The sequence below is a fragment of the Promicromonospora sp. NPDC050249 genome (genome assembly GCF_040656015.1).
Classification (GTDB): Bacteria; Actinomycetota; Actinomycetes; order Actinomycetales; family Cellulomonadaceae; genus Promicromonospora.
In genome coordinates this window covers 1-12,133 of record NZ_JBFAKY010000065.1, presented here as the reverse complement: position 1 = coordinate 12,133, position 12,133 = coordinate 1, and the positions used below count along the sequence as shown (strand labels likewise).

Sequence of the window (12,133 nt, the reverse complement as noted above, 5' to 3'; positions counted from 1 at the left end):
CCGGGGGGGTTCACCCCCCGGGCACACCACCCCCCGGGGTTGTTTCTTGTCGAGACCTTGGTCTCGACAAGCTCGACCAACGACGTAGCTCGACCAGCGCTGGGCCGGACCCGCGGAGGGAACTACTCGCCCGGGTACTTCAGGCCGACCTGCTCACGGATCGTGTCCAGCGTGGCCATGATGGCTACCGTCTCCGCGCGCGGAAGGAGCGGGCTGTCGAGCTCGCCGGCCGCGACCAGGCGCTCGGCCTCGGCGGCCTGGAACTGCATGCCGCGGCCGGTGATCTCGGCGGTGAACGTCTCGATCTCGGTGCCCTCGGCGTCGTACACGTGGACCGTTGTTCCGCTGTACCAGACGGCGTCGATCTCGATGCGCCCCTCGGTGCCCAGGATCGAGGCCCGGTTGGGACCCTTGGTGTCCGACGCCGAGACGGTGGTGGCGACCCGAGCGCCGTCGTAGCCGAAGATCGTGGCGATGGTCGCGTCCGCACCCGTCTCCTTGAACGTCGCGTGCGACTGCACGGTGAGCGGCTCACCGAACAGGTCCCAGGCGAACGAGACGGGATAGATACCCAGGTCGAGCAGCGAACCGCCACCGAGCGCCAGGTCGTTGATGCGGTGCGCCGGGTCGTCCGGCAGGTCCTGGGTGTGGTCCACCATCAGGGTGCGGACCTCGCCGAGCACGCCCGAGGCGATGACCTCGCGCACGCGCGCCATGTGCGGCAGGAACCGGGTCCACATGGCCTCGAGCGCGACGAGACCCTTCTCCTCGGCGAGCTCCGTGATCTCGCGCGCCTCGGCGGCGTTGACCGTGAACGGCTTCTCGACCAGCACGTGCTTGCCGGCCTCCAGCGCGAGCTTCGCGGCCTCGGCGTGCATCGGGTGCGGCGTGGCGATGTAGACGATGTCGACCTCGGGGTCGTTCACCAGGTTCTCGTACGAGCCGTGCGCCGTCGGGATGCCGAAGCGGTCGGCGAAGGCGCGCGCCTTCTCCAAGGACCGGGACCCCACCGCCTGCACGGTGAAGCCGTTGTCGTTCAGGTCAGATGTGAAGGCCGCGGCGATCCCGCCGGCCGCCAGGATGCCCCATCGCAGGTGTGTCATGCGTTCGAGCGTAGTGCCCACCCGGAGTTCGCCGAAGTAGAGCGCCTGTCCGCGAACTACGAGGCTTGAGCCCCGCGGTTCGCGGACAGGCGCTCTACTTCGGCGATCCGGTGATCAGTTGACCTGGATGGTCATGTGGCCCCTCTTGGTGTCCTGCGTGAGGACCTTGATGGTGGTGCCGGTGCCACCGACGATCACCGAGTTACCCGGGTTGCTCTTCTTCCAGTACGCCTCGGGGTTCGTGTCGTCGAACGTCCACACCGGAACCTGCTTGTCCTTGACCAGACGGGTCAGCTCGGTCTCCGACACCTCGCGGTGCAGCGAGAGCTTGTCGGTCCGCTGCAGGCCGAACGTGGCGTCGAAGGACTGGATCCGGGGGCGGGCGATCGTGCCGTCCGACCACTTCAGCACCTGAGGACGCGCGTCGACCGGGAGCGCCTGGCCGTGGCCCGGGTGCTGCGACACGTTGTTGTCGCTGTACCGGCTGTTCACGTACCAGATCAGCAGGCCGTCCTGGTAGGGGTAGTGCTCCACCCGGTTGCTGTTGCTGAAGGTCCAGCCGAAGTTGTACGGGCCTTCCTTCAGCGTCGCGTCGTACCCGCCGTACACGCGGTTCTCGGCGACGTAGTAGTGGGAGAACTCGACCTCGTAGGTGCCGTCGGCACCGACCGTCTGGAAGCCGTCGACGGTCCAGTCCGACGAGTCCTCGAAGTCCTCGCTCAGCGCGGTGCCCACTGCGACGGTGTCCACCATGAAGCCCGTCTCGGTGGTCCCGCCGTCGGTCGAGTAGCGGAACCGGACCGACGCCGTCTGGCCGGCGTACTTTGCGAGGTCGGCCGTCAGGTCGACCCAGGCGCCGTCCGAGCTGCCGGTGATGCCGTTGCCCGGGTTGGTGCCGTTCGGGTCCTCGTCCGTGGAGAGGTTGGTCGGCACGGACGCCCACGAGGCTCCGCCGTCCGTTGAGACCTCGGCGAACGCGTAGTCGAAGTCCGCCTCGATGGCGTACTGGACCTTTGCGGTCAGCGAGCCGCCCGCCGGCACGGTGAACGACGGCGACGCGATCGTGTTGTTCAGGTCGTCGGCCTTGCCGGAGTAGACGAACTGGCCGTCGACCGGCGCGACTCCCAGGTCCTCCGTCGCGACGCCGTCCGGCAGGTTCACTATCGCCGCCTGCTCACGCGTCGTGGCGTGGTACGACGGGCCGAGCTTGACCCGCTCGGTGTCACCCGGCTCCACCACCTCGTAGTCGAGCCAGCCCAGGAACAGCTTCTCGGTCGCGCCCATGTGGTTCGGCGTCGTGCCGATGGTGCCGTCGCCATGGCTCATCCACGAACCGGAGCTCATGAGGTTCCAGAAGCCGGTGCCGTTCTCGCCGCCGTCGGTGTCGTAGTAGTCCGGCAGGCCGAGGTCGTGGCCGAACTCGTGCGCGAACACGCCGAGGCCGCCGTTCTCCGGCTCCGTGGTGTAGTCGCGGATCCAGAGGTCGGAGTCACCGATCTTGATGCCGCCGACCTTCGCGTAGTCGGCGGGACCGTCCGTGCCCACACCGCCCTGGTTCACCGACCAGCGGTGGGACCAGATCGCCGACTCTGGTGCGCCGGCCTCCTCGCCCTCACCGGCGTGGATCGCCTGGAAGTGGTCGATGTAGCCGTCCGGCTCCGACGTGATGCCGTCGCCGTCCAGGTCGTAGCGGTCCCAGACGTCGAACGACTTGAGGTAGGCGTCGATCTCCTCGGCGGTCTTGCCCGCCGCGACCTGCTGCTCGTACCACGCGTCAGCGGTGTCCTGGATGAACCGCGTCATGTCCTCACCGGACTCGGTGGTGCCGTAGGACGCGGTGCTGTGCGGCACGGTGACCCAGTCGGACACGTCGCCCTGCAGGTCGAACCGGCCGGACGACATCTCGTCGTAGATGCCCGCGAACGACTCGCCGCCCTGGTCCTCCAGGCCGGTGAAGAACATCTCCTTGAAGTGCTCGCTGGAGAAGTCGGGCTCCCAGTAGGTGGAGTTGTCGCTCCGTACCGGCTCCGGGATCTCGTTGTGCACGGGGCCTGCCGGGGCGTCCGGGTACCGCTCGTCGGCCTGGTCACCGAACTCGACGAGGATGCTGAAGAGCTGCGCCGTCTCCTCGACGCCGTACTCCACGTACTCGCGCGGCGAGATCTCCACGACCTTCGACGCGCGGTCGCCCTTGCCGCGGACCTCGACCTTGGCCTCACCGGTGGCGACCATGTCGACCGCGCGCTGCCGCTTCTCGGTCTGCTTCTCCGCGAGCGGGTCAGGACGGTTGTCCTCCTTCGCGGGCGCCGCCTGCGGCGGCACCTCCTCGGCGGAGGGTGCTGCCGAGGCGGTGATCGGAACGAGGGCTGCGGAGAGCAGCAGGGCAGCTCCCGCGCCGACGGCACAGATGCGTTGGTTCATATTTCCTCCGTGAAGAGTTGCGGCGTCCGGGACGAGGAGGTGATTCGGGTCGCCGGACCTGCGGGACACCTTTGTCCCTGGAGGAGGAAACCAGGGAAATATTACGACAATGTTGCCTAGGACACACGAATGGCTCACGATCCACGACTGATATTGGTACATCGAATCGGTCCGACGCCGCGTAGGTTGGTCGCCGTCCGCCGGGCTCGTTCGTCGTCCGGGTGCACCCACGCCCACCGAGCAGCCGGAGTACAGCATGACCTCGAGCAGGCCTGACGCCGCGGCGCGCTTCGCCGCACCACCCGTGGACCAGCGCCGGGCGGTCATCGCCCTCTTCGCGCTCTCCACGAGTGCCTTCACCTTCGTCACCGCGGAGAACCTGCCGGGCGGCCTGCTCACCCTCATCGCCCCGGACCTGGGCCGCAGTACGTCCGAGATCGGGCTGCTGGTCAGCGCCTACGCCGCCGTCGTCGTCCTCGCGTCGCTGCCGCTCTCACGTCTCACCCGCCGGTTCCCGCGCCGCTACGTGCTCGCGGCGACCACCGCGGTGTGCACGGTCGGGACGCTGTGGTCGGCGGTGGCCCTCGGCTACGCCGACCTGATGGCCGCTCGCATGGTCACGGCACTCGGTCAGGCGCTGTTCTGGTCGGTGGTGACGCCGGCGGCGGCGAGCCTGTTCGCACCCGCCGTCCGCGGCAAGATGATCGCGCGGCTCGCCATCGGCAACTCGCTCGCACCGCTGCTCGGCGTGCCGCTCGGCACCTGGGTGGGGCAGCAGACGAGCTGGCGCACCGCCTTCCTGATGTTCTCCGTGGTGAGCCTCCTCGCGTGCCTCGCGATGGTCATCGCCATGCCGAACGTCGACGCCGAGGAGAGCGGCACCGCCCGCGGCACGCACCCCAGCACGCGCCGCTTCGTGGTGCTCATGGTGGTCACGGTGCTGCTGGTGACCGGCGGGTTCATGATGATCACGTTCGTCACCCAGTTCGTGCTGGAGACGGCGGGCTTCCCCGACCGGTACCTGAGCGTGCTGCTGCTGGGCCAAGGCGTCGCGGGCATGGCGGGGACGCTGCTGACCGGCCAGGTGCTCGACAAGCGGCCGTGGCAGACGATGCTCGTCGCGCTCGGCCTGCTGACCGGGTCGCTGGTGCTCCTGTGGGGCCTCGGGCACGTCCCGGCGCTCGCCCTGGCCGGGCTTGCCCTGTTCGGTCTCGCGTTCAGCGCCCTCCCGCCCGCCCTGTCGTTCCTGGCCATGCAGGTCGCCCCGGGCGCCACCGAGTCGGCGACCGCGATCTCGAGCTCCGTGTTCAACCTCGGGATCGGCGGCGGGGCGGCGCTCGGGGCGCTGGTGGTCGCCACCGTCGGAGTCAGCACGGTGCCGCTGGTAGGGGCGGTGTTCGTGCTGGCCGCACTGGCGGTGGTCGCGACGGACCTGCGGCTGACGGCGCGACGCGCTGCTGCGCCGCGCCCCGCTCCGCCGCGCCCTACTCCGCTACACCCTTGAGGCTGTCCGTGACCGGCTCCTCGGAGCTGACGATGCACTGCAGGGTGCGGTCGTCGAGCTGGTCCCAGGTCTCCTGGGTGGGGTAGAAGCCCGTGTACCCGTACACCGACTCGTCGTAGGACAGGCCGACGAACTTCTCGAACTCGGCGTAGCACCACTCGTCGAACTTCTTCGCCATGGCCTCGGCGCCCGGGAACTCGTTGCCCTCCATGACCAGCTCGGCGTAGACCTCACCGGTGTGCGGCTCGGCGCAGGGCACCACCGGCACCGACTCGACCTCGAACTCGTCACCCTCGGGGGAGTCGCCGTAGCCGTCGAGCGCCAGCAGGTCTATGCAGTCGCCCTTCAGGATCTCGAAGGCGTCCGCCTCCGCGGAGGCGGTGATCTCGCCGCCGGGCTCGTCGCGCGGGGCGTCACCGCCCGACGTGATCCCGTCCAGGATCGCTCCGCAGCCCGTGAGCATCGTGAGGGACACGGTCACGGCGGCGGTGGCGGCGGCGAAGCGGAAAGCTCGGTTCATCGACTCTTCCTCAAGAAACTGCGCGACGGCGAGCGCCGTCGCCGCGCGGCCACAATGGCCGCCCCGGAAAACTACCGTTATGAACCCCCTGTGCAGGGCTGTTCATACGCAGTTCACCCGGTCGAACCGACTCGGCCCTACGGTGGCTGACGCGGACCACCCGCACAGCACCCCATGCACGACAACCGTGACACCGCGGAGCACCGCACCCGAAGAAGGAGCAGTCATGCGAGCCAGTACCCCCGTGCGCCTGACCAGCGCCGCCGCCGCAGCGGCACTGCTGGCCGGAGCGTTTCTCGCCTCGGCGGGCACAGCGTCGGCCGGCACGGCCACCGTGGGTACGCCCACGGCAGGAACGGACCGGGCCGGCGCCGGCCACCCCGGCGCCGGCCACCGGACCCTGCGCGCCGCCACCTACAACCTGTCGCTCAACCGGGCGACGGAGGGTGAGCTCGTCGCCGACCTGTCCACCGGCGACGACGCCCAGGCGGCGACGGTCGCAGAGGTCATCCAGCACGCGGACCCCGACGTCGTGCTGCTCAACGAGTTCGACTACTCGGGCGACGCCGACCCGTACGCCGCCGCGGACCTGTTCCGCGAGAACTACCTCGAGGTGCCGCAGGGCACCGGCAAGCCGGTCGAGTACCCGTACGCCTTCGTGGCGCCGTCGAACACGGGGATCCCGAGCGGGTTCGACCTGAACAACAACGGGGCCGTCGGCGGGGGCGACGACGCGCTCGGCTTCGGCCTGTTCCCGGGCCAGTACGGCATGGTCGTGCTCTCGAAGTACCCCATCCAGCACGACCGCGTGCGTACGTTCCAGGACTTCAAGTGGCAGGACATGCCGGGCGCGCTCCTGCCGGACGACCCTGCCACCGCCGCCCCGGCCGACTGGTACTCGGCCGAGGAGCTCGCGGTGCTGCCGCTCTCGAGCAAGTCTCACTGGGACGTCCCGGTGCGGGTCGGCCGCGAGACGGTGCACGTGCTGGCCGCGCACCCGACCCCGCCGTCGTTCGACGGTGCCGAGGACCGCAACGGGCTGCGCAACCACGACGAGATCCGGTTCTGGGCCGACTACGTGCGCGGCGGCTGGCGCTCCTGGTACCAGTACGACGACGAGGGCCGGCGTGGCGGGCTGCGTCCCGGCTCGTCGTTCGTGATCGTCGGCGACTACAACGCAGACCCCGTCGACGGCGACTCCGTGGACTCTGCGATCGACCAGCTGCTGCGCCACCCGCGGATCACGGACCCGCGGGCGACGTCGGCGGGCGGGCCCGAGGCCTCCGCCCTGCAGGCCGGCGCGAACCTCGCGCACCGGGGCGACCCGGCGTTCGACACCGCCGACTTCGCCGACACGGCGCCCGGCAACCTGCGCGTGGACTACGTGCTGCCCTCGCGTGACCTGCAGGTCCGGGACGCCGGCGTCTTCTGGCCGGTAGCCGCCGACCCGCTGTCGCGCCTGACCGGTGTCTACCCGTTCCCGAGCAGCGACCACCGCCTCACCTGGACCGACCTGAAGCTCTGACCTCTTGAGTGCGGGATGTTCGCCCTTCCTGGCCTGTCCGGACGGCGAATATCCCGCACTCAACGCAGTGCGCGCGGATACGCTTGCGCGGTGCCTGACGCCCTGACTCCTTCAGAGACCGCCCCCTCTACCGCAGAGTCCCCCCTGACGGCGCGCCGCCCGATCGAGCGCACCTTCCACGGCGACACCTTCATCGACGACTACGAGTGGCTGCGCCACAAGGACGACCCGGACGTCGTCGCACAGCTGGAGGCGCAGAACGCCTGGACGCTCGCCCAGCAGGAGCACCTCGCGCCGCTGCGGCAGACCCTGTTCGACGAGATCAAGGGCCGCACCCTCGAGACCGACCTCTCCGTCCCGTCACGCGACGGCGACTGGTGGTACTACGCCCGCACCGTCGAGGGCCAGCAGTACCCGATCCACGCGCGCTACCGCGCCGCGGGGCCGGACGACTGGACGCCCCGCGTGCTCGAGCCCGGCGAGCCGGTCCCCGGCGAGCAGCTGCTGCTGGACCAGAACGTCCAGGCCGAGGGCCACGACTTCTTCGCGCTCGGTTCGCTCGACGTCTCCGACGACGGCGCCCGGCTGCTCCACGCCACCGACACCGCGGGCGACGAGCGCTACACGCTGCGTGTCCGCGACCTGGCGACCGGCGAGGACCTCCCGGACGAGGTGCGGGACACCGCTCCTGGCGCCATGTTCGCGCCCGACGGCGAGCACATCTTCTACCTCACCGTCGACGACGCCTGGCGGCCGTGGCGGGTGTGGCGGCACCGGCTCGGCACACCGGCGTCCGACGACGTGCTCGTGTTCGAGGAGCCGGACGAGCGCTACTGGGTGGGTGTAGGGCTCTCCCGGTCGAAGAAGTATCTCCAGATCGAGCTCGGCTCCAAGGTGACGAGCGAGTCGTGGCTGCTGGAGTCCGACAACCCGACCGGCGACTTCCGCGTCGTGTGGCCGCGCCGCGAGGGCGTGGAGTACACGGTGGAGCACGCGGTGCTGCCCGCCTCGATGGTCGAGCCCTCTTCGCTGTCCGAGCCGCCCTCGCTCGTGGACCCGCCCTCGCCGGACGCGCCCCCCTCGCCGGCCGAGCCCGGCGAGACCCGCGACGTCCTCCTGATCCTGCACAACAAGGACGCGCTGAACTTCGAGCTGGTCAGCTCACCGGTTCCCGCGCCCGGCGACACGGTGACGCCGGAGGTGGCGACCGTCGCCGTGGCACACGACCCGGACGTGCGGCTGGAGGGCGTGAGCGCGAGCGAGCGGTACCTGGTGCTCTACTACCGCCGCGGGGCGATCTCCCGCTCGGCGGTCCTGTCGCTGGTCGAGCCCGTCGGCGCCTCGCAGGCCGAGCCTGTCGAGGCCCCCCGGCTCGCGACGCCCCAGGCCACCTGGAGCTTCCAGGAGATCTCCTTCGGTCAGCCGCTGGAGTCGGTCGGTGCGGGCGTCGGTGTGTGGGAGCAGCCCAACCTCAAGGTCGGCTACACCTCCTTCGTCACGCCCTCGTCGCTCTACCTGTACGACGTCGCCTCCGGCGAGCGCGTCCTGCTCAAGCAGCAGCCGGTGCTCGGCGGCTACGACCCCGGCGACTACGACCAGCGGCGCGAGTGGGCGACGGCCGAGGACGGGACCCGCATCCCGATCTCCCTCGTCTGGCGCAAGGACAAGGTGCGGTTCTCGACCACCGGGGCGGACGCGCCCGCCGAGCCCGCACCCCTCCTCCTGTACGGGTACGGCGCGTACGAGTCCTCGATCGACCCGTACTTCTCGGTTCCGCGCCTGAGCCTGCTCGACCGCGGCATCGTCTTCGCGATCGCCCACGTGCGCGGCGGCGGCGAGATGGGCCGCGCCTGGTACGACGACGGCAAGCTGAGGGCCAAGCGCAACACGTTCACCGACTTCGTGGCCTGTGGCCGGCATCTCGCCGACACCGGCTGGACGGCGTCCGACCGCATGGTGGCCGACGGCGGCAGCGCGGGCGGGCTGCTCGTCGGGGCCGCCACCAACCTGGCGCCCGAGCTGTTCGCGGGAGTGCTGGCCGGTGTGCCGTTCGTGGACGCGCTGACGTCGATGCTCGACCCGACACTCCCCCTGACCGTCACCGAGTGGGACGAGTGGGGCGACCCCCTGCACGATCCCGAGGTGTACGCGTACATGCGCTCGTACACGCCCTACGAGAACGTGGCCGACGACGCCTCGCACTACCCTCGGATCCTCGCCACCACCAGCTTCAACGACACCCGCGTGCTGTACGTGGAGCCGGCGAAGTGGGTGGCCCGGCTGCAGGCGGCCGGCGCGCCGGCGATGCTGAAGATCGAGATGTCGGCGGGGCACGGCGGCGTCTCGGGGCGCTACTCGGCGTGGGAGCAGATCGCGTTCGAGCACGCGTGGGTCCTGGACGTCCTGAACCTGGCGGACCACTGACCGAAGCAGGACTGCCGAGGTAGAGCGCCTGTCCGACTCTCCATGACGACACCAGGGAGACTCGGACAGGCGCTCTACCTCGCCGTCGGGTCACTCAGAGGTTCGCCTTGGCCGCGACGACCCGGGCCGCCGCCGCGTCCACCTTCGCGGCGAAGTCCGGGTCGGTCCGCGCCCTCTTGATCAGCGCGTCCACCATCGCCGGGGCGACCGACGGCCGTGCCGAGGCGAGCACCAGGTCCACCCCGGCGTCCACCGCGCGGACCGCACGCTCGCCCGCCGGCACGCTCGCGACCTGCACCGCCGCCGACAGGTCGTCGGAGACGATGACGCCGTCGAACCCGAGCTCGCGCACCAGGCCCACCACGGTGGGGCTGAACACAGCCGGGGCGTCGGGATCGATCCGTGAGTAGACCGCCGACGACATCATGACCAGCCCGGATCCCGCCTCGATCCCCGCGTCGAACACGGCGACCGACGGGTCGTCCGGGCCGGTGACCGTGTCGGTCACGCCCGCCGTGTCGTCGGTGTTGCCCGCGACCCGGCCCAGCCCGGGGAAGTGCTTGATCGACGTCTGGACGCCCGCGTCGCGCTGGCCCTGCGCGAACGCGTTTCCGTGCGTGATGACGGACTCCGCGGTGTATCCGTAGTTCCGCCCGAAGAAACCGATGGGCGCGTTCGACGCCGCTGCGGCCTGCGGCACCAGGTCCAGCACGGGTGCCAGGTTGAGGTTCACGCCCACGGCGGCGAGCTCGTCGCCCCAGACCTCGGACTGCTTCCGCAGCTCGGTCGCCGCGAGAGCGGCCTGGTCGAGCGCGCTCGGGATGTCACTGAAACCTGGACCGCGTAGCACCTGCACGGCGCCACCTTCCTGGTCGGTGGCCACGAAGAGGGGCTCCCGTTCCCGGCCCGCCGCCTCGACGGCGGCGTCCACCAGGTTCTTCACCGGCTGCCGGCCCGCCTTGGTGCGGCCGTGCAGGAACACGCCGCCGATCTGGCCGTCTCGGAGCATGTCGAACGTCGGCTGGAACGGGCCGGCGACCGGCAGACCCACCATGACGATCTGGCCGACCTTCTCCTCCAGGGTCCAGCCGTCCACCAGCGACAGGTCGGGCTCGCCCGGTGTCGGCTCCAGCGTGGGTCGCGCGGTCGGCGTCGGCAGAGGCGTCGGCGTGGCACTGAACGTCGGCTCCCCCGGCGACGCACCGCTCGGCGCCGGGCTCGGCTGCGCCTCCGTCTGAGCGGGTCCGGGGAGCGACGTCGGATGTGGCTCCCCCGTCAGGCCGGAGCAGCCGGCGGTCAGGACCGCCAGGGTGAGAACCGCGGCGACGATGACGGCGCGCGGGCGAAAACGGGTCATGGCCCTCAGTCTCACCCCATCGGGGGCGGCGCGTGCACTGACGGCCCGGACCGGTCCGCTCAGACTGCGCTTTCGAGCGCCCGCACAAACCCGTCGACGTCCGCCTCCGTGGTGTCCCACGAGCACATCCAGCGGACCTCCACGCGGTCCGGCGCCTCGCCCGGCGCCCAGTCGTAGAACCGCGCGTGGGCGCGCAGCCGGTCGGCCGCCGTCCGGGGCAGTGTCGCGAACACGACGTTCGCGTCGGTGGGGCAGGTGATGCGGACCGTCTCGGTCAGCCCTGCCGCCTCGATACCCGCACGCAGACGCGCGGCCATCCCGTTCGAGTGCGCGGCGTTTCGCAGCCACAGCGGCGCGCCCTCCCCTGTGCCCGACGACGGCGTGCCCGGCTGGCCGAGCAGCGCAAGGAGCTGCGCCGACACGAACCGCGTCTTCGACGCGAGCTGCATCGTGGCCTTGCGCAGGTACGGGACGGCCTCACCCAGGTCCGCCTGAGCGCCGGCCGCGTCGCCGCCGTCGGACAGCACCACCACCGCCTCGCCCAGCATGCCGCCGTTCTTCGCGGCCCCGAAGGACAGGACGTCGACGCCGACGTCGGTGGTGATCTCCCGCAGCCCGACGCCGAGCGTCGCCGCGGCGTTCGCGAGGCGGGACCCGTCGACGTGCACCCGCAGGCCTGCCGCGTGGGCGGTGTCGGCGAGGAGCTTCAGGTCGTGAGGCGAGTAGACGGTGCCGAGCTCGGTGACCTGCGTGAGGCTCAGGACCGCGGGCTGGGCGCGGTGGACGTTGCCGATGTCGCCGGCGTAGCGGTCCACTGCGTCGGGCCCGATGCGGCCCGCCACGCTCGGCACGGCCAAGATCTTGAGGCTGCCGACGCGCTCCGGGGCGCCGTTCTCGTCCGTGTGGACGTGCGCGACGTCGCTCGCGATCACGGCGCCCCAGCGTGGGGCGGCCGCCATGAGGCTGATGACGTTCGCGCCGGTGCCGTTCAGCACGGGGAAGATGCGGGCGCGCTCACCGAACACCTCGGCCGCCCGCTCCTGGAGCCGGGCGGACACGGCATCGTCGCCGTAGGACACGGCGGCACCGTCGTTCGCCGCGACGATCGCGGCCATGACCTCGGGGTGGACGGGGGCGTAGTTGTCAGAGGCGAACTGCTGCACCCGGCCATTCTCCTCCCGCCCGGAGACAGAACGTGCCTGGTCTCGACGGGAGGATGCCGTTCGAGAACGGGATGCTGCCGGAGATGCTGCTGGAGCACGGCTACAACACGTTCTGT

The 12,133-nt window shown here is 70.7% G+C and carries 8 protein-coding genes; 3 read left to right on the top strand and 5 right to left on the bottom strand.

All coding sequences use genetic code 11. The features are described from left to right. Positions 1-122: 122 nt before the first annotated feature. Both AB0I32_RS26725 and AB0I32_RS26720 read right to left on the bottom strand, forming a co-directional pair. Entirely contained in the window at positions 123-1,103 is a 981-nt protein-coding gene (locus AB0I32_RS26725; RefSeq protein WP_357511664.1) for a Gfo/Idh/MocA family oxidoreductase, read from the bottom strand. Positions 1,104-1,217: 114 nt separating this feature from the next. Next, complete coding sequence (locus AB0I32_RS26720) at positions 1,218-3,524, bottom strand: immune inhibitor A domain-containing protein (protein WP_357511662.1); 2,307 nt, start codon at positions 3,522-3,524, stop codon at positions 1,218-1,220. A 256-nt stretch (positions 3,525-3,780) separates the two neighbouring features. On the opposite strand from AB0I32_RS26720, the gene AB0I32_RS26715 reads away from it, so the two are divergent. Further along, on the top strand, positions 3,781-5,028 hold the full coding sequence (locus tag AB0I32_RS26715) for an MFS transporter (protein ID WP_357511660.1): 1,248 nt from the start codon (positions 3,781-3,783) through the stop codon (positions 5,026-5,028). Here the strand turns inward: AB0I32_RS26715 and AB0I32_RS26710 are convergent. After that, entirely contained in the window at positions 5,009-5,548 is a 540-nt protein-coding gene (locus tag AB0I32_RS26710) for a septum formation family protein (protein WP_357511658.1), read from the bottom strand. The genes AB0I32_RS26715 and AB0I32_RS26710 overlap by 20 nt on opposite strands. Before the next feature lie 226 nt (positions 5,549-5,774). Between AB0I32_RS26710 and AB0I32_RS26705 the strand changes: the two genes are divergently transcribed. Both AB0I32_RS26705 and AB0I32_RS26700 read left to right on the top strand, forming a co-directional pair. After that, a complete protein-coding gene (locus AB0I32_RS26705) occupies positions 5,775-7,073 on the top strand; it encodes an endonuclease/exonuclease/phosphatase family protein (protein WP_357511656.1) in 1,299 nt (432 codons plus the stop codon). 90 nt (positions 7,074-7,163) lie between these two features. Continuing rightward, on the top strand, positions 7,164-9,497 hold the full coding sequence (locus tag AB0I32_RS26700; protein ID WP_357511654.1) for a S9 family peptidase: 2,334 nt from the start codon (positions 7,164-7,166) through the stop codon (positions 9,495-9,497). A 94-nt stretch (positions 9,498-9,591) separates the two neighbouring features. Here the strand turns inward: AB0I32_RS26700 and AB0I32_RS26695 are convergent, their stop codons facing one another. Continuing rightward, positions 9,592-10,854, bottom strand: a complete 1,263-nt coding sequence (locus AB0I32_RS26695; RefSeq protein WP_357511652.1) for a glycoside hydrolase family 3 N-terminal domain-containing protein — start codon at positions 10,852-10,854, stop codon at positions 9,592-9,594. Between the two features lie 59 nt (positions 10,855-10,913). Continuing rightward, on the bottom strand, positions 10,914-12,017 hold the full coding sequence (locus tag AB0I32_RS26690) for a beta-eliminating lyase-related protein (protein ID WP_357511650.1): 1,104 nt from the start codon (positions 12,015-12,017) through the stop codon (positions 10,914-10,916). Positions 12,018-12,133 lie beyond the last annotated feature (116 nt).

Bases quoted from the DNA above. Each gene is read 5' to 3' on its own strand.
- AB0I32_RS26695 (WP_357511652.1), bottom strand. From the start codon at position 10,854: ATGACCCGTTTTCGCCCGCGCGCCGTCATCGTCGCCGCGGTTCTCACC.
- AB0I32_RS26705 (WP_357511656.1), top strand. From the start codon at position 5,775: ATGCGAGCCAGTACCCCCGTGCGCCTGACCAGCGCCGCCGCCGCAGCG.
- AB0I32_RS26720 (WP_357511662.1), bottom strand. From the start codon at position 3,524: ATGAACCAACGCATCTGTGCCGTCGGCGCGGGAGCTGCCCTGCTGCTC.
- AB0I32_RS26715 (WP_357511660.1), top strand. From the start codon at position 3,781: ATGACCTCGAGCAGGCCTGACGCCGCGGCGCGCTTCGCCGCACCACCC.
- AB0I32_RS26710 (WP_357511658.1), bottom strand. From the start codon at position 5,548: ATGAACCGAGCTTTCCGCTTCGCCGCCGCCACCGCCGCCGTGACCGTG.
- AB0I32_RS26725 (WP_357511664.1), bottom strand. From the start codon at position 1,103: ATGACACACCTGCGATGGGGCATCCTGGCGGCCGGCGGGATCGCCGCG.